At 40.4% G+C, this 17989-nt stretch carries 17 protein-coding genes and 5 pseudogenes; 19 read left to right on the forward strand and 3 right to left on the reverse strand.

Annotation, left to right across the window (positions count from 1 at the left end; all coding sequences use genetic code 11):
- Positions 1 to 8: 8 nt before the first annotated feature.
- From KHA99_RS09715 to KHA99_RS09780, 14 genes and pseudogenes are all read left to right on the forward strand, one after another.
- Positions 9 to 752 carry an ABC transporter ATP-binding protein gene (locus KHA99_RS09715; RefSeq protein WP_213117256.1) on the forward strand — a complete coding sequence of 248 codons (744 nt, stop codon included), beginning with the start codon at positions 9 to 11 and terminating at the stop codon, positions 750 to 752.
- The gene (locus tag KHA99_RS09720; protein ID WP_213117257.1) at positions 727 to 1437 is read left to right on the forward strand and encodes an ABC transporter ATP-binding protein; all 711 of its coding nucleotides are present in this window, start codon (positions 727 to 729) and stop codon (positions 1435 to 1437) included. Before KHA99_RS09715 ends, KHA99_RS09720 begins: the two co-directional genes overlap by 26 nt.
- Before the next feature lie 28 nt (positions 1438 to 1465).
- The gene (locus KHA99_RS09725; RefSeq protein WP_213117258.1) at positions 1466 to 2488 is read left to right on the forward strand and encodes a DUF2804 domain-containing protein; all 1023 of its coding nucleotides are present in this window, start codon (positions 1466 to 1468) and stop codon (positions 2486 to 2488) included.
- 36 nt (positions 2489 to 2524) lie between these two features.
- Positions 2525 to 3106 carry a glycerol-3-phosphate responsive antiterminator gene (locus KHA99_RS09730; protein WP_213117259.1) on the forward strand — a complete coding sequence of 194 codons (582 nt, stop codon included), beginning with the start codon at positions 2525 to 2527 and terminating at the stop codon, positions 3104 to 3106.
- A gap of 69 nt (positions 3107 to 3175) precedes the next feature.
- A pseudogene (locus KHA99_RS09735) lies at positions 3176 to 3446 on the forward strand (FGGY family carbohydrate kinase); the annotation flags it as partial.
- Between the two features lie 177 nt (positions 3447 to 3623).
- Complete coding sequence (locus KHA99_RS09740) at positions 3624 to 5288, forward strand: glycerol-3-phosphate dehydrogenase/oxidase (RefSeq protein WP_213117260.1); 1665 nt, start codon at positions 3624 to 3626, stop codon at positions 5286 to 5288.
- Entirely contained in the window at positions 5248 to 5418 is a 171-nt protein-coding gene (locus tag KHA99_RS09745; RefSeq protein ID WP_213117261.1) for a hypothetical protein, read from the forward strand. The genes KHA99_RS09740 and KHA99_RS09745 overlap by 41 nt, the downstream gene beginning before the upstream one ends.
- Before the next feature lie 21 nt (positions 5419 to 5439).
- Complete coding sequence (locus KHA99_RS09750) at positions 5440 to 6609, forward strand: iron-containing alcohol dehydrogenase (protein WP_213117262.1); 1170 nt, start codon at positions 5440 to 5442, stop codon at positions 6607 to 6609.
- 172 nt (positions 6610 to 6781) lie between these two features.
- Complete coding sequence (locus KHA99_RS09755) at positions 6782 to 7801, forward strand: DUF2804 domain-containing protein (protein ID WP_213117263.1); 1020 nt, start codon at positions 6782 to 6784, stop codon at positions 7799 to 7801.
- Between the two features lie 245 nt (positions 7802 to 8046).
- Positions 8047 to 8322 (forward strand): annotated as a pseudogene (locus KHA99_RS09760) (FAD-dependent oxidoreductase); the annotation flags it as partial.
- Positions 8322 to 8704 (forward strand): annotated as a pseudogene (locus KHA99_RS09765) (ABC transporter permease); the annotation flags it as partial. The pseudogenes KHA99_RS09760 and KHA99_RS09765, both read left to right, overlap by 1 nt.
- A gap of 231 nt (positions 8705 to 8935) precedes the next feature.
- Positions 8936 to 9079: a hypothetical protein gene (locus KHA99_RS09770; protein WP_213117265.1), complete on the forward strand. Its 144-nt coding sequence runs from the start codon at positions 8936 to 8938 to the stop codon at positions 9077 to 9079.
- A 147-nt stretch (positions 9080 to 9226) separates the two neighbouring features.
- A pseudogene (locus tag KHA99_RS09775) lies at positions 9227 to 9434 on the forward strand (ABC transporter permease); the annotation flags it as partial.
- A gap of 121 nt (positions 9435 to 9555) precedes the next feature.
- Positions 9556 to 10221: an HAD family hydrolase gene (locus KHA99_RS09780; protein ID WP_213117266.1), complete on the forward strand. Its 666-nt coding sequence runs from the start codon at positions 9556 to 9558 to the stop codon at positions 10219 to 10221.
- Here KHA99_RS09780 and KHA99_RS09785 read toward each other — a convergent pair.
- Complete coding sequence (locus KHA99_RS09785) at positions 10200 to 10442, reverse strand: hypothetical protein (protein WP_213117267.1); 243 nt, start codon at positions 10440 to 10442, stop codon at positions 10200 to 10202. The genes KHA99_RS09780 and KHA99_RS09785 overlap by 22 nt on opposite strands.
- Positions 10443 to 10460: 18 nt before the next feature.
- Positions 10461 to 11387: a hypothetical protein gene (locus KHA99_RS09790; RefSeq protein WP_213117268.1), complete on the reverse strand. Its 927-nt coding sequence runs from the start codon at positions 11385 to 11387 to the stop codon at positions 10461 to 10463.
- A 363-nt stretch (positions 11388 to 11750) separates the two neighbouring features.
- Here KHA99_RS09790 and KHA99_RS09795 point away from each other — a divergent pair, with 363 nt between their 5' ends.
- Positions 11751 to 13028 (forward strand): hypothetical protein, encoded by a 1278-nt coding sequence (locus tag KHA99_RS09795; RefSeq protein ID WP_213117269.1) that lies wholly within the window; start codon positions 11751 to 11753, stop codon positions 13026 to 13028.
- Between the two features lie 648 nt (positions 13029 to 13676).
- On the opposite strand, the pseudogene KHA99_RS09800 reads toward KHA99_RS09795, so the two are convergent.
- A pseudogene (locus KHA99_RS09800) lies at positions 13677 to 13919 on the reverse strand (DnaB-like helicase C-terminal domain-containing protein); the annotation flags it as partial.
- Positions 13920 to 14378: 459 nt separating this feature from the next.
- Between KHA99_RS09800 and KHA99_RS09805 the strand changes: the two are divergent.
- The 4 genes from KHA99_RS09805 (at position 14379) to KHA99_RS09820 (ending at position 17989) form a co-directional block, all read left to right on the forward strand.
- Entirely contained in the window at positions 14379 to 15476 is a 1098-nt protein-coding gene (locus KHA99_RS09805) for an ABC transporter substrate-binding protein (RefSeq protein WP_213117271.1), read from the forward strand.
- A complete protein-coding gene (locus KHA99_RS09810; protein ID WP_213117272.1) occupies positions 15466 to 16284 on the forward strand; it encodes an alkaline phosphatase family protein in 819 nt (272 codons plus the stop codon). The genes KHA99_RS09805 and KHA99_RS09810 overlap by 11 nt, the downstream gene beginning before the upstream one ends.
- 95 nt (positions 16285 to 16379) lie before the next feature.
- The gene (locus KHA99_RS09815; protein ID WP_213117969.1) at positions 16380 to 17207 is read left to right on the forward strand and encodes an ABC transporter permease; all 828 of its coding nucleotides are present in this window, start codon (positions 16380 to 16382) and stop codon (positions 17205 to 17207) included.
- Complete coding sequence (locus KHA99_RS09820; RefSeq protein WP_213117273.1) at positions 17204 to 17989, forward strand: ABC transporter permease; 786 nt, start codon at positions 17204 to 17206, stop codon at positions 17987 to 17989. Before KHA99_RS09815 ends, KHA99_RS09820 begins: the two co-directional genes overlap by 4 nt.

Here is a 17989-nt window from a genome sequence, read left to right on the forward strand (position 1 = left end):
AGTTAAACGTGTTTTTCGAAATGAGCAACGTAACAAAAAGCTTTGGCGGCCTTGTTGCCAATAAAGACATTTCTGTTGAAATAGCAGAGGGGGAAATCGTTGGACTTATTGGTCCAAATGGTGCTGGGAAATCGACCATGTTTAAAACAGTCACCGGCTTCCACATACCTGATAGCGGAAGTATTTCCTTCGGTGGCAAAGATATAACTAAATATGAACCTAATAAAATATGCCAAGTTGGCATTTCTTGTACTTTTCAGAAGTCACAGCTATTCTCGGCACTAACTTTGGAGGAATCTGTGCTGGTCGGTGCTTATTGCAGGCATAAACGTAAAAGCCAGGCACTGCCCTTGGCCCACCGTATGATTGAATTTGTCGGTCTTGGGGGTAAAGAAGAGGTAAAAATTTCAAAACTTAATATGTTTGAGCGGAAAAAGGCGGAACTTGCTGCAGCATTGGCTACAGAGCCTAAGTTATTGCTGCTTGATGAGCTTTTTGCCGGCCTTGTTCCTACAGAAGTAGAACTTATGCTAGAACTTGTAAAAAAAATCAACGAAGAATTTGGCACTGCTCTATTCATTGTTGAACATGTGCTTAGAGTTATTATGGGAATATGCACAAAGGTATATGTACTTGAGTACGGTCAACTTATCGCCGTCGGCACACCGGAGGAGGTTACTTCCTCAGAAGTTGTTATTAAAGCCTATTTAGGGGATGATGATTTTTATGCTGCTACAGATATCAAGTCTTAATGTCACTTTAAGCGGGCTCAAAATTCTGCAGGATGTCAGCCTGCATATCAACGAAGGTGAACTAGTTGTAGTGGTTGGAGCCAATGGCGCAGGGAAATCCACGTTGCTGCGTACGATCACGGGGCTAAATCCAGCCGAATCAGGTTCCATACAATATATGGGCAAGGAGATTGCCAATCAGTCACCTACCACCCTACCGGCAACTGGTTTATGTATGGTTCCCGAGGGCAGACAGCTGTTTCCTGAAATGACAGCTAAAGAGAACCTTTTAATAGGTGCCTATCATTATAGAAAAGATTCTAAGAGAGTAGCAAACAACCTGAAAAAGGTATATGAAATGTTTCCAGTGCTAGAAAAAAACGCAGACCGCATCGCCAGCACCTTTTCAGGTGGGGAACAGCAGATGATTAGTATCGGCAGGGGACTGATGAGTGAACCGAAAATCCTAATGATTGATGAATTATCACTTGGCCTTGCCCCTATGGTTACTGAAGCCTTGTTTAAAACGATTAAGGAACTAAATCGCTCTGGAATTAGCATCATGCTAATTGAGCAGAATGCACGACAGGCACTTAAAATTGCTGACAGAGCTTATGTAATGGAGAGTGGAAGAATCGTTATGGAAGGTTCCGGCGAGGAGCTTCTAAACGACGACCACGTACGTGTCGCTTATCTTGGACTCTAAAAATTCAGCGAAGTAAGGAGGCTCCTATATGCAGTATGAAATAACAACAAAACAACCCCTTCTTGATAAGAAGGGACATCTTACTGAAAAGGGCTGGGCTCGTGAACTGTTACTAGAATATAACAGGCAAAATATCACTGCTCCTGCTGATAGTATTAAAGAATGGGATTACTATTATACTGGAAATGAATCCTATGGTGTGGCTTTTTCTATGGCTAATTTAGGAGCAATTAGGGCTTTGTCTGTCCATTTTCTTGACTTTGAAAATAACAAACAGTATATGAATATAGCAACCTGCCCATTATTAGAAAACGATTCACATAAAATGCCTCTAGACAGTCTAGGCGATGCTTCATTTGAAAGTGAAAATGCACGCTGCCATTATATCCGAACTCCGGAAAGTCATCAGATTGAAGCTAAATTTGAAGATTTTACAAATGGCTTGACGTTAGAAGCTAATCTTACTCTGACTATTCCAAAGACAGAGTCCATGGTCATAGTCGTTCCATTTGATGAGGATCCGACCATGTTCTATTACAACCAGAAGATAAATTGTCTACATCCGGAAGGATCCGTGAAAATTGGAGATAAAGAATATCATTTTTCATCAGAGAATGCCTTTTCTGTACTAGATTGGGGTAGAGGCGTCTGGCCGAAAGCCAATACTTGGTATTGGGGGAGCGGAAGCGGCCGAGTAAACGGAGTCGATTTTGGCTTTAATATTGGTTATGGTTTTGGAAATACTTCCGCTGCGTCAGAGAATCTCCTTATATACGATGGAAAGGTTCATAAACTTGATCAAATAGAATTTCACATTCCAGAGAGTTCATTTTTGGAGCCATGGACGTTTACTTCTTCTGATGGAAGATTTGAAATGAACTTTATACCGGTTCTTGATCGCCACTCTTGTGGTTCACGCGGTAAATTCCAGTCAGACCAACATCAGGTATTCGGAAAATTCAGCGGCAGAGCTATTCTGGATGACGGCACTGTAATTGAACTATCGGATTTCATGGGCTTTGCGGAGAAAGTTGTCAATTCCTATTTGTAATTCAAAAATTTTATATGGATGGAGAGACGAACCGCTATGATTAATCTCAACCAACGGATTTTGCCTGCTGTCCGTAAGATGAAGGATTTGGAAAAACTTATTAAGATGTCCTATGAATATATAGTAGTCTTGGATATCCATATAAGCCAAGTTAAATCAATTGTAGAGCTCACGAAAGCCCATGGGAAGAAACCATTGCTTCATGTAGACTTAATTGAAGGATTGAAAAATGATGAGTATGCTGCTGAGTATTTATGTCAAGTCGTTAAACCGGCAGGATTAATATCAACAAGGGCCGGTGTTATCACAAAGACAAAACAGAATGGATTACTTGCCATTCAACGAATGTTTTTGCTTGATACCAATGCACTTGAGAAAAGCTACGCACTTCTTAAAAGAACGCAGCCTGATTTCATTGAGGTCCTGCCTGGTATCATGCCGCATATCATTACAGAGGTGAATGAACGTACGGGGATTCCGATATTCGCTGGGGGTTTGATTCGCTCAATAAATGATGTGGAACTGGCATTAAATGCGGGAGCATCTGCGGTAACGACTTCAAAAGCAGAGTTGTGGAAGCATTTTGAGCAAATCCCGGATGATGTAATACAGCCATGACAGAGCGCTATATACTAGCCATTGATCAGGGCACGACCAGTTCGCAGGCATGCAGAATTGTTTCGATAGAGGACGGGTCTATTGATTGACGCTTATTTTTCCGGATCGAAAATAAAATGGCTGCTTGACGAAGTAGAGGGTGCCCACGACAAGGCGGAATGCGGCGAATTACTTTTTGGGACGATTGATACATGGCGAGTATGGAAGCTTAGTGAGGAAAAACGCAAGTTACCGACTATTCCAATGCATCAGGGGAATGCCCAAAAATACATATGGGACCGGCTGTTCCATGCTGATGAATACAGGGACTGAGGCGATAGAATCCAAGCACGGTCTGCTGTGATGTTTAAAAATGATAGTACTTTAGTGAACCAAGTCACCGTTAAATAATGTAGAAAAGTTCATATGTTGGTAGGAGATTAGGAGAAACCACAGACTACTCGTTGCGCCTTTAGCAAAGCGAGGGTGTTTGTGTGTTTTTTTTTTGACTTCTTTAGAGGAAAGGTTGGGATTCTTTATGCAACATGTATTTTCTGCTTTAAGTCGTAAAGATCATCTAAAAAGAATGACTGTTGAGGATTATGATGTACTCGTTATTGGTGGAGGAATTACAGGAGCGGGAATAGCGCTGGATGCCCAAACTCGTGGGATGAAAACGGCGTTAATTGAAATGCAGGATTATGCGGCGGGCACATCAAGCCGATCAACAAAGCTTGTCCACGGAGGACTGCGGTACTTAAAGCAGTTCGAGGTGCGGATGGTTGCTAAGGTTGGGAAAGAGCGGGCAGTGGTCTACGAGAATGGTCCGCATGTAACGGTTCCGGAATGGATGTTACTGCCGCTCTATAAAGATGGGACGTTCGGTGTGGCCACGACGTCATTTGGATTAAGGGTATACGATCGACTTGCTGGAGTTAAACGCGATGAACGGCGAAAGATGCTTAGTCTTGAGGAAACTCTCGAAAAAGAGCCGCTATTGAAAAGGCATGGTCTGAAGGGAGGCGGATATTATGTGGAATATCGGACGGATGATGCCCGACTGACGATCGAGGTGTTAAAGAAAGCGGCTGAAACAGGGGTTAATGCAGTAAACTATGCGAAGGCTGAGGAATTTATTTATGAAGCTGGTAAGCTTGTAGGTGTGAAGGTAAGAGATGCGATGGATGGAGAGCTTTATACGATTAAGGCGCGAAAGATAGTGAATGCAACTGGGCCATGGGTAGATAATCTGCGTAAACTCGATCAATCATTGCAGGGTAAAAAGTTACGACTTACTAAGGGCGTCCATCTTGTATTTGACGGAAATAGGTTTCCGTTACGGCAATCGGTATATTTCGATACCTCGGATGGGCGGATGGTGTTCGCCATTCCACGGGATGGTAAAACGTATGTTGGTACAACAGACACCGATTACACTGGTGACATAGCCAATCCACGAATGACAATCCAAGACGAGAAATATTTAGTGGATGTAAGCAATTATATGTTTCCAGAATTAAAGCTGACGGTTAGTGACGTGGAATCAAGTTGGGCAGGGCTGCGGCCGCTAATTTACGAGGAGAACAAAGCGCCATCGGAAGTTTCACGGAAGGACGAAATAATCTGCTCGGCCTCCGGTATGATTACAATAGCAGGTGGAAAACTGACTGGGTATCGAAAGATGGCCGAGACGGTAACGGATCTTCTCGATAGGGAACTAAGATCCGCTGGACATGGACCATTCGCTCCATGCTCAACACTGACGTTACCGATTTCTGGTGGTGATGTGGGAGGAGCGGCGAAGTTCCCAGAGTTTGTACGTCTCATGATAGAGCGGGGAGAACGGCTTGGTTTAACTAGAAAGGCAGCTGAAACGCTGACTTGCCGATATGGTACGAATGTTACGTCGGTTTATGATCATGTGATCGAGTATATTAGGGGTGGTGAACAGTATGGTCTTCCAGCAGATGTATACGCTGCCCTTATATATGGGATTGAGGAGGAAATGGTGGTTAAGCCTATCGATTTCTTCATCCGTCGAACAGGAGCTGTGCTCTTCAACACTAACTGGGTGGAGCAATGGAAACAAGGTGTCATTTCTGTTATGGCTGATAACTTAGGATATAGTGATAAACAGGTTGAAGAGTACACGAGGGAGTTGAATGTGGAGCTTAGTGGAGCGGTTGAACCAGTTGGGGTTTAAAAAAGAACCAGAGGGACTGTTCTGTTGGCTAGTCGACGGTGCCATTGTTGGATCTAGTTTAAAAGTATCCAGCGATCCGTTATCAGCTGTTAGTTTGGAAAAAGTGAAGAGTTTAGTAGAAAGCATTTAATAGGGAGGACTGTTATTACATATGTTACCGATGAAATTAGCAGGAGAATACCTTGTTTTTGGGGAAAATTCATTAGAATATTTGACGCAGTTACAAGGAAGTCAGAAAAGAGCACTGATTGTCATTGGTGGCGAATCGATTAAGAAGACCGGCTATTTACCTAAGATTGAGGCTTATTTAAAGGAAGCAAATTTTAGTTTTGATTATTTTACCGGTGTAGAGCCTGACCCATCCTTCTATACGGTGCAAAAAGGGGCTCAAAAATTGTTGGCGTTTCAACCTGACTGGATTATTGCGGTTGGCGGCGGTTCTGTTATGGATGCAGCCAAGGCAATGTGGATATTTTACGAATATCCAGAATATAAAACGCTGGCAGATATTTGTCCGCCTAATCAAATCCCGCCTTTACGTAAAAAAGCGAAAATGTGTTGTATCCCAACAACTAGTGGATCTGGCAGTGAGGTTACCCGTTCTTTTGTCATTACGGATACAGAAACACATATTAAACACGGCATACGCGGTATGGACCTGATACCGGATATCGCGATTTTAGAGCCAGGGATTACCGCATCTGTTCCTCCGGCCTTTACTGCAGCTACGGGAATGGACGTATTAACCCATGCTTTGGAGGCGCTTGTATCCAGTCGGGCTCATATCGTAGCGGATGCGTTGGCAGAAAAAGCAGCACTGGATGTATTTGAGTATTTACCACAGGCATACCGCGAGGGAAGTAATTTAGAAGCACGTGAGAAATTACTTCTTGCCTCTTGTTTTGCTGGTATGGCTTTTACGAATGTCTCGTTAGGGATTGTTCACAGTATCGCACATGCCGTTGGAGGGAAATTTGGTGTTCCGCATGGTTTGGCAAATGCCATTATCCTCCCGTTTGTAATAGAATTCAATTCACAGGATATTAAGGCTAAAAGTATTTATAAGAGTTTTGCTGCAAAAGTTGGAGCTGAAAATTTAGCAGACGCTGTTCGGGTATTAAATGAAAAACTTGATATCCCTCGGAATCTTAAACCAGTGATTCATCAAGATGATTATTTTACTGCTGCCATTCCAGAGCTTGCCGAATTAGCAAGTAAAGATGGGTGCACGAAAACGAATCCTTTGATTCCAACTGTTGAGGAATTTAAGGAGATTATTGAACAAATCTATTTTGGTGTAAAAGTAGGTAGTCAATCATAACAAAAGCAATTTGCTAATTGTCGAACAGCTATCCTTCCATTTAAAAAACACTGGAAACCGTGGATTTTTATGTGGAAGGCGGCTGCAATATTATTGAAGTGGATATTCCTGCCGATAATCCTTTTTTAGATAACGAGTTTATTGGTGGGAGAAGATAAAGGGGGCTTGACAAATGCAAAATGAGCTTACTTTCAAACATCCTCTCCTTGATGAGAAGGGACATGTCATTGAGTCCGGCTGGGCTCATGATCTTATATTGGAATACAATAGGGAAAATATCAATGCCCCTATCGATAATATCAAGGAATGGGATTATTACTATGTGGGAAATAAAAGCTATGGATTCAGCTTTTCCATTGCCAATATAGGAACGCTAAGGGCGCTATCAGTAAAATTTATGGACTTTAAAAACAAGAAATATTATATAAAAAATTCTTTCTTCCCAATGGTAGAAGAAAAATATGAGATGCCCTTAGACAGTCAAGGTAATGTTGAATTTGAAAGTGAAAATGCACGGTGCCGTTATATTCGTTCACCGGAAACCCATTGTATTGAGGTTAAATTTGAAAATTTTAAGGATGGATTAGATATAGAAGGGAATATCACTCTCACTATTCCAGAAACAGAGTCTATGGTGATTGTCGTTCCGTTTGATGAAGATCCAACCATGTTTTATTACAATCAAAAAATTAATTGTTTGCATCCAGAAGGTACAGTAAAAATAGGTGATAAAGAGTATCATTTATCATCAGATGATTCTTTTGCAGTTCTGGATTGGGGAAGAGGAGTATGGCCTGAAACTAGTACTTGGTACTGGGGCAGTGGAAGTGGCTGTATAAATGGTGTGGATTTTGGTTTCAATATTGGCTACGGATTTGGAAATACTTCCGCCGCATCTGAGAATCTACTTATCTATGATGGAAAGGCGCACAAACTTGATCAGGTAGAATTTCATATTCCTGAGAGCTCATACACAGAGCCATGGACTATCTCATCCTCCGATGGAAGATTTGAGATGGATTTTATACCGGTACTGGATCGTCATTCTGATACTCCAAGGGACAAATATCGGTCAAATCAGCATCAGGTTTTCGGAAAATTTAGTGGAAAAGCTGTTCTGGATGATGGCACTGTACTAGAGCTGTCCGATTTCATGGGATTTGCAGAGAAGGTTGTTAATTCCCTTTTGTAATAGTAGGTGGAAATAAATGCATGAATTTTCCCATGTTGAAAATTAACTAAAGTATGTAAATTTGATTTAACAAGTTAATATTTTTGGTTGGGATCGGAGAACCACAAATACAAATGTTAGATAAAACATGGATTATTTGTGGTTTTTTTCTATTTTGTTTTAAGAAATGATAATACTAGAAGGAAGTAGATACGACGTCAACTACATCAAGCATAAATGTGCACAAACTGTAACAAAATTTCAAAATGAAATTTTACGATTTACTTGTAATCGGTGGAGGTATTACTGGAGCGAGAATTTCCTTGGATGCTACAAAACGCGACTTAAAAACAGGGTTAGTGGGAGATGCAAGATTTTTTGCTACTGGCACATCAAGTCGTTCAACAAAACTAGTCCACGGGGGCTTGCAATATTTAAAACAATTCGAAGGCGGTCTTGTCGCTGAAGTCGGGAAAGAACGTAAGATTGTTTATGAAAATGCGCCACATGTAACAACACCGGAATGGATGACGCTCCCCTTATAATGATTGGCAATGGAATGGTGCTGGCCATCCTGTTTCTTAATCGGTTTATTGCGGAGACCGAGTCCCATCAGGACCAGACAGAACTGATCCTATCTCTTGGAGGAACACCTAAACAGGCCGTCCACACCCAGTTGATGACCTCCATCAAAGCAAGTATGATTCCGACCATTGAGAGTCAAAAAACGATGGGCTGGTTCAGCTTCCTGGAATGATGAGCGGCCAAATTATTGCAGGTGCGAGCCCTGTTCAGGCAGTTCAATTCCAGTTGCTCGTGCTGTTCCTGCTTTTAACGACAGCATCCATCACAAGTATCATGCTTGGGTTCTTATCTTACCCAACGATATTTAACAAACGCATGCAGATAGTGAGAGGTAAATAAAAATGGGATGAATGATGCACGGGGACGGTTCTGCTGCCTCACTTTGTGAGGAGGAAGAACCGTCCCTGTGTGAACACATGGTGCCACTGTCACTGCCCGAATTTTGTCGAAAATTGATAGATTTATATGTGTGAGTAGAGTGTTAAAATAGAGTTGCAACTGAATATTGTTAGGGTGGCTTGGTTGTCGATCTTCTGTTCCTGCATTTATTGGGGAAGGGAGGTGATAATCATGGAAACCGTTCTTGAATTCATTCGTGAAATTCTGAAGGGAATTGTGCGGGAATTAACGGCACATTTCTTTCGTAATAACGTCCTAGAAAACAAGACACCACCCTCACGCCGTCGCAAGCAAAAGGGTGGTTCGCACAAATAATAGACACTGACAACCACCACCCTGACGGTAGCAGTTGCAGGGAGAAGTGTTACCAGCACTTCTCTTTTTTAATTATATGTCTATTATATAGAAAAATATTCATTATGGAAAGTGAGTCTATTTGCTATGGGGTCAGACCCCCACTAAATTTTTATCAAAGTGTTAACGCAAAGCATCTTACTCGAGGTCAATATAACACCCCATACGCGCCCAATATGTCATTCCCATCAGCGGAATGATGATTGGCAATGGAATGGTGCTGGCTATCCTATTTTTTAATCGGTTTATTGCGGAGACCGAGTCCCACCAGGACCAGACAGAACTGATCCTCTTTCTTAGAGGAACACCTAAACAGCCGTTCACACCCAGTTACCCAACGATCTTTAACAAACGCATGCAGTTAGCAAGAAGTAAATAAAAAACAATAAAAAGGAACTTCAGGCCAATTATTAGAGGTTTATAGTGGAGGATATTACATGACTTTAAAATACAAATGTTTAATCTTAGACCACGATGATACAGCGGTAAAAAGCACTCCAGATATACATTATCCATCCTTTGTAGAAGCTCTTAAAAATTTACGACCAAATGATGAACCTATTACCCTTGAAGAGTTTGTTAGATCCTGCTTTAATCCAGGCTTTTCTTCTTTATGTAAAGATATTATAAAATTTACAAACGCAGAGCAGCAACATCAGCAAGAGGTATGGAAAAAATATACTGAATCAACTGTACCAGACTTTTATGAGATGTTTACTGAAACAATCCAAGAGTTCAAAAGACAAGGTGGAATTGTGACGGTTGTTTCCCATTCTGAGAGAAATCGAATTGAAAGAGATTATTCTATCCATTGTGGATTTTTGCCAGATGCAGTCTTTGGGTGGGAGCTTCCTGAACATCAGAGAAAACCACATCCTTATCCAATAAAGGAAATTTTGAAACGCTTTAATCTTCAAGAAACTGAAGCACTAATGGTGGATGACTTAAAGCCTGGAATGGAGATGGCAAGGAGTTGTGATGTAGATTTTGCGGCTGCTGGATGGTCTCACAATATTCCCGAAATCAAGGAACTAATGAAATTGGAATCAAAATATTACTTTGAGACAGTAGAACAATTCAATCAATTCGTATTAGGCAAATAATTTAAAACAATGGGTGACAGGTACCATCCAGGTAGTCTGATTGTAGGTAAAGCTCTTCCACTTTCAGATACAGGGATGGTACCTGTAACGTATTCACCACTTGGTAATTCTACGGTTTTCTCGATAAAGGGTACTCCTGTTTCAGGATGAAGGTCTCCATTTAAATGGTCGTTTCTTGTATCGAGATCTTCTACCTTACCAACTGTTCGAAAAAAAGCCACCTCAATTGCTCCTATCTATTATTCTCTAACTAATAACAATTGTTTCATATCTTCGTAAACTAAGGAACTGCTTCCACCTGATGAATAAAAATAGATATAATAAATGCCTGCCTTTTTGGCAGCTGTGACTGGTTTGTAGCCGTTATTCCATTCCTTTATGTCTTTAATCCATACGTAATCCAGAGCTTTTCCATTTACTTTATATCGAATAGCGGCTCGATCGTTAAGCTTTAATTCTCCCTTTATAAACTCTACCTTCATCTCCATCATATCATCACTATATTTTCTTAAGTAGGTTACCTGACCAGTAAACTTGAATCTCTTTAAGTTAAGCGCAAAGTTGTTTTTTGCTTTTGTCTTGGTGGTTGCTGTTGCAGGTGTTTTAGAATATGTTTCGTTAGTTAATGTCTTTTTGGATTGCATTGGTTTCTTGAAAGTGAAAAATTGGATGAGAGATAGCTTTTTCCAGGTGTTGGGTTGCCGACGGTGTTGTTTGAGCTTTTTTATATTCGATTTTGCTTCTTCCCGATACTGCTTTCTCAAGATCGCCCGTTGGTTTCGTATTTTGGATAATGATCTGGCGTCATCCATCCTAATCATCAAGCATAAACCGCTGATGTCAAACAATGCACCCAAGAGGGAAATAACCGCAGATTCTTTCATTTTAGAATTAAACGATTTTAAAATTTCAAAATGATTATTTGTTTTAAGATTGAAGTATTCTCTTAGGAATTCTCCAACAACATAGTCCTTATAAGAGGAGGCTTCTACTAGTTTTACCGCCATATCGTTATTCTTAACGGCCTGGCTGGTAACGAGTAAAAACAATAAATCGTTTCCAACATAGTCGCCTGCACTTAAATCCTGAAAATACTCCTTATGAAAATTGTTTAAATACACCAAAAACCTTGAATCGTTCTGTAATTCCACTAATGCTCGCTTCATCTGCAAAATCCTCCATTATATGTAAATATATCTTAACATAAATAGGGATTCGGTACTTATTACCCATGCCTGATATAACCCGAATATTTTGGAAGATTGATAGAGTTTTGTGAGGGTGGTCTTTTCCTTTTCATGCACGATGTGGATTCTACCAGTTAATATGATTCGATATTTCTCTGCTGCTAAAATATATACCTCTTCCTGGAATACGATCCACTGAAACCTTGCGTGATGCCTCCGAATTAAACAACTCACTACAATCATCCGTTACTATTAGAAGATAGATTTTAGTGCCATTTGAAAATGTCTTGCCCTTTTCTCCTTATAAACAAGAAACATTCATATTACATAAAGAGGTGTGGAATGAATAAATATTTTAAAAGTATTGGTTTAGTGGTCGGAGGTATTGCCGTACTTTACATTGTTCTTAAATTAATTCTATTTATTTTAGAATTAATTTTTAGGGGTGTTATAGCAGTATTTACAAGCGGAGTAATATATTTAGTGATTCTTTCTATAATTATTTATATATTCAGAAATCCTATCATAAGATTCTTCAAATCAATAAATGGTGAGCAAAGATATATACGAAAACCCAAACCATATGTTGTCTATGTTCCTCCGAGTAAAGATGACCAGTCTTCTAATTTTAAAAATAATATTACACAATCCAAAAGTATTGGCGAAGAAAAGCTTGCTCAGCGTACGGATAAGAAGGTAAGTGGAGAAGATTTTAAAAGAGACCGAGAAAATTCTGGTGCTCAACTAGATTTTATCAATTACGTCAAATTATTATCTTTTCAGGAAACTACATATATTCTTGATACCAACTATAAGGATTTAAGCAATAAATATCAAAATGAAGCAGGATTTGGTGAAAATGGAGCAATTGAATTTGTAGCTTCTTTATTACTAATGAAATATGATCCATCTACCCGTTATGATATAAAAAAGGGAATAGAAATGGTATTCACAAATTCTTGGGGTGCAATAGATTTTAGTGACCATCTAGATATGGTTGTACATAAAAGTAAAGTCCCATACTCCATGTGGAGTGAAGTGTATAGATACTTGAAAAATCTTACATATATTCAAAGCCATCCATGCGCAAAAAACGCTACTAAAATCTCAGTAAAATACATGGAAGTATCTGAACAAATACTAACGATTAGATATACATCGAATGGTTTATTGGATTATACAGACATTTCACAAAAGATCAATATCATTTGTCTACATATGACCAATCAAGGTGATTATGATTTAGCCAAAAAAGGGTTGGAGCCATTATTTTTTCAAATGATAGAATTTTTCCGTGAATGTTACAAAAATAGGTTATTTAGCAATAACCAATATTGGTTTTCATATTTTGAGGTACTTTCAGATTTATTGATGAATTTAGCAGTTTGTGAAGTTAACCTTGGTCATGATGGTGCTTGTGTAAATCATGCATCATTATCTGTTAAGATCTCAAATAATCCTAATGGGAAAATGGATAAAGCGGGAGAATTAATTTTATACGCATTAACACATAAAGGAAATGCCATGCTTATTCATCCTAAAGACTTGTTGAAAGAGCAAATTCCTCATTTATTCTCAGAAAAAGCAAAATTACTATATGATACATTAATTTTGAATTAGCGTTGTATTTTCCATAAATACAACGATTCGGGGGGTAGCCCCCACTCACATGGTGAATTAAATAGTAACCAATTAGACTGCTTTGACAGGTACTACCCGAATTAGATTTCGACATACTTCTGCTGTCAAAATCAAGATAAATCCAATTGCCGGAAAGGTTCACGTAGATACTAAACAAACGTTTAGTTAAATGACAAAATTTTTGCCAGAATTAGAAGTAAAAGTCTATGAAATCAATAGTTTTTTAGCTTTTAACCAAACGTTTGAGTGAGAAAGCAGTAGTAGATTTTTAGTGAAAATTAGCAGATTTCCAAGGTTGTGATACACCGGCCAGATATGAACAGCCGTAATCTGACAACATGCATTAAATTTCTCCCGAAAATTGGAGCAGAAACGTTGATATATCAATATCTAGGGGCAATCTAATTAAACGTTTGTCTGATCGACAAGCATTTTCGTGATAGTAAAAGAAAAAGTCCACCAGTGGCAAGACTTTCAATCGGTTTACATAAACGTTTGTTTAGGTTGCAAAAGAGCTCAAATTTGTTGAATTACCTCGAACAATTATGGTCGCGAATAATGGTGCATGGGGACGGTTCTCGTGCATCATTTTTCTTGTAAGTGAAACAAAAGAACCGTCCCCATGCCTCAGTTTTCCAAATGGGTGAACAGTCCATATTCCCTTTGGAAGCCGAGTTCTATGGTGCCGGTGGGGCCGTTACGGTGCTTGGCGAGAATGACTTCAATTTTGTTTCGTTGTGGTGAGTCTTTGGTGTAGTAATCATCGCGATAAAGGAAGGCGATGAGGTCGGCATCCTGCTCGATTTGCCCGCTTTCACGGAGGTCGGAGAGAATCGGATGCTTGTCGTGGCGGCTTTCGACGCCGCGGCTATCAACAGGTCCAAGTGATGATGTATAATTCGTTAAAAGAAACGAGCGCAATCAACGCCCAAACCTGGAATGGCGGAGTTAGGAAAGAACAGCTGACATGGCTGCGCGGTGTGCTCCAAAAAGCGGCTCAATCACAAGAAAAAGTTGTTGTGTTCTCCCATATGCCCGTTTATCCTGCGAATCAGTAGATGGTTTTGGACGTGAATCCGATCGTACGTTAACGATTCGGTAGGAGAGTTTTATCTATAATAGGTAAAAAGAAGTTGGTTGTAAAAAAATCAACTTCTTTTTGTCGTTTATTTCTGGCTCGGTTCATAACAAGCATGAATTTACATTCTATTAAAGAACCTTTATGAAATCATTACATTTGTTTAATACGTGTTTTACCTTTGATTTGTATGATGAAAAGTGTAAAGCAAATGCAAACAAACAAAAAACAAACTCTGGAGGGTTGTTTCGATGAGAAAAGGTTCTGTTTTAACGATGGCTGCAGTAGGAGTTTTATCTGTTTCGATATTTACAGGTTGTTCAAATAAAAATGAGGACACAAAGAATGTCCAAGCTTCAAATCAAGTTTCCGTTGAAGACGTGATCAAGAATGCTAAACAAGAGGGTCAAGTAAACTCTGTCGGAATGCCGGACACATGGGCAAACTGGAAGGGGACCTGGCAGGATCTTGATTCCAAATATGGTATTAAACATATGGATACTGATATGTCCAGTGCGGAAGAGCTGGCAAAATTTGAATCGGAGAAAGAAAATACCACGGCAGATATTGGCGATGTTGGCGCATCCTTCGGGCCGTTAGCGGAACAAAAGGGATTAACGCTTCCGTTTAAAACTTCACATTGGGACGATGTTCCGAAATGGGCGAAGGATGATAACGGGGACTGGATGATTGGTTATACCGGAACAATTGCCTTTTTGACCGATAAAACGAATGTGAAAAATCCTCCGAAAACATGGAAGGATCTTGAAACCGGCGATTACAAGATTGCGATTGGAGACGTGTTAAAAGCGAGTCAGGCTCAATACGGTGTGTTGGCCGCGGCCTATGCAAACGGCGGGGATGAGAAGAATATTAAACCTGGTATCGATTTCTTTGCCAAGCTGGCTAAACAAGGTCGTCTTCAAACGAATAATGTCAACTTAACGGCATTAGAAAAGGGTGAAGTAGATGTAGCTATCGTTTGGGACTTCAATGGTCTTGGGTATAGGGACCAGATTGACAAGAACCGCTTTGATGTTGTCATCCCTCAGGAGGCATCCGTTATTTCTGGATATGCATCGGTTATTAACAAATATGCCAAAAACCCAAATGCCGCCAAGCTTGCCCGTGAGTATATTTTTTCTGATGAAGGACAAGCAAACCTGGCACGCGGTTATGCTCGTCCGATCCGTGAAAATGTAAAATTGCCTGAAGATGCGAAAGCAAAATTGCTGCCAAATGACATGTACAAAAATGCGAAACCCGTATCAGATCCAAAAGCATGGGAACAAGGCATGCAGCAGTTGCTTTCATTATGGCAAGAGAAGGTGTTAATGAATGTCAAATAAGCTAGCTTTTATTATGCTCGATGGTCTGCGTTATGACACCGCGATTTCCCAAATGGGCTATCTGCACCATTTGATCGAAATGGGAAAAGCATCGAGATTTAAGGTCAAATCTGAGCTGCCGAGCCTTTCCCGGCCGCTATATGAGGTGCTCTTAACAGGTACGCCGGTTTATAAAAATGGGATTACATCCAATCAAACGGTTCGGTTGTCTCATGAAGAAAGCTTGTTTCATTTAACAAACAAGGCTGGTTTAAAAAATGCGACCGCCTCTTACTACTGGGTAAGTGAATTGTATAATTCGGCGCCCTTTCATCCGATGACAGACCGAATTCAATTGAATACTGAAAAAGCCATTCAACATGGTATTTTCTACTGGGAGGACCATTATCCTGATTCCCATCTATTTTCTGATGCTAATTTTTTTATGGATCAGTATGAACCGGATTTCCTGTATGTCCACTCCATGAATATTGATAATGATGGCCATTTATTTACAGCTGATTCCAAAGAGTATCGGAATCGTGTGATTGCTGTTGATATACTATTGGCGAATATTCTTCCCAAATGGATGGAGGCAGGTTACCAGATTATTGTGACCGCCGATCATGGCATGAATCATGACGGCCAGCACGGCGGTACGACAGCAGCTGACCGAGATGTGCCATTATTTATCATCACGGATAAGATGAAGCATGGCATTTATGAAGAGGTCATTCCCCAGCTTCAAATTGCGCCTTTGGCTTGCGAGTTATTAAAAATCCAGCCATCGTCAGCCATGCAAAAGCTGTCCTTTCCGAAATTAAAATAGGTGTCTTCTTTCAGGAGGCACCTTTTTCCTTAAAGGGTTTTATCAGAGTAACCACTGTCTATAAAGGAGTTTTTTCATTGAAAAAAATAAATGGAATGCTTGTCGCTAGTCTCATCCCCTTTCTTTTCTTGATTCTTCTGTTCCTGTTCATTCCTTTATTTTTTATGATATATGGAAGTTTTCAAGCGGATGGGGGCACTGGTTTTTCATTCAAGCAATATCAGGAAATTTTTCAGAATGAGTATTACCGCCAAGCGTTTAAGAATAGTATTTTGATTTCGCTTTTATCCAGTTTCATAGCAACGCTCTTAGCCATTTTTGCCACCTATTCCATCACGCATTTTTCTAGTCGTATTCAAAATCGAGTGTTGATTTTTGCTAATCTAACATCCAATTTTGCAGGCATTCCGTTAGCTTTTGCCTTTATTGTTCTGTTAGGAAATAGTGGCTTATTCACCTTGCTGTTTAAGCATTTCGGCTGGGAAACGCTAAGCTCGTTTAATGTCTATTCCTGGTCTGGCCTTGTTCTTATTTATCTTTATTTTCAGCTGCCATTGGCCGTTATGCTTCTTTACCCGGTCTACCAGGGGATAAATAAGCACTGGAAAGAAGCCGCTTCTCTGCTCGGGGCAAGCTCCACGCAGTTTTGGCTGCGGATTGGTATCCCAATTATTCTTCCAAGCATTGCCGGTACATTTAGTATTCTTTTCGCCAATGCGATGGGAGCATATGCATCCGCTTATGCGTTAACGGGAAGCACCTATAATCTGGTTACGATCCGAATTGGCGCATTGACGACTGGCGATATTTTTGCCAAGCCTGAGCTTGGCAGTGCGATTGCGGGATTATTAGGATTAACCCTTGTGGTGGCGATGCTTCTCAATGAGTGGTTAACACGCAAGGTTCGGAGGGATTTATCGTGAACAAGAACCGCCCATTTTTTCATTATCTTACGATCGGAGCAGTCCTTTTATACTTGCTTGTACCGCTGCTTGGGACGCTCATTTATTCCTTCTCCACTCAATGGCATAAAACGATTTTGCCCGAGGGCTTAACATTTCACTGGTACGGGGAGCTTTTTAGTGATTCGTTATTTTTAAAAGCAATGGGACGGTCTCTCATCCTTTCAGTCGGGGCAACCATTCTTTCCCTGCTCATCATGGTTCCAGCGATCTTCTCGATTGTGGTCTACGCACCAAGGCTGGAGAAATTTATCCAGGCCCTGATTGTGTTAACGTATGCCATGCCGGGTGTGATTATTGCGGTAGGGTTAATCAGGGCTTATTCGAACAGTGGCATGCCAATGGTTGTTGTCACCGTGGGCGCCTATTTTGTTGGAATCCTCCCTTACATGTACCAGGGGACCCGAAATAGCCTGCGGAACATTCAGGCCGTTTCGCTTATGGAGGCGGCTGAAATATTAGGGGCTAGCCGATTTACCGCCTTTTTAAAAGTCATTTTACCGAATATTATGCCGGGCGTACTGGTTTCGTCGCTGCTGTCATTTTCAATCTTATTCGGGGAATTTGTGTTAGTGAATCTATTAATAGGCGGGAGCTTCGAAACCGTTCAAGTCTACTTGTATAAAAAATTGAATGTGAGCGGGCATATCGCAAGTGCCATTGTCATTTGCTATTTTATCTTAATCTCCATTCTATCTTCTATCATTGTCAAAGTAACACGGTCAAGAAAGGAGACTTTATAA

It is taken from the genome of Neobacillus rhizophilus, assembly GCF_018343535.1.
Classification (GTDB): Bacteria; Bacillota; Bacilli; order Bacillales; family Cytobacillaceae; genus Neobacillus; species Neobacillus rhizophilus.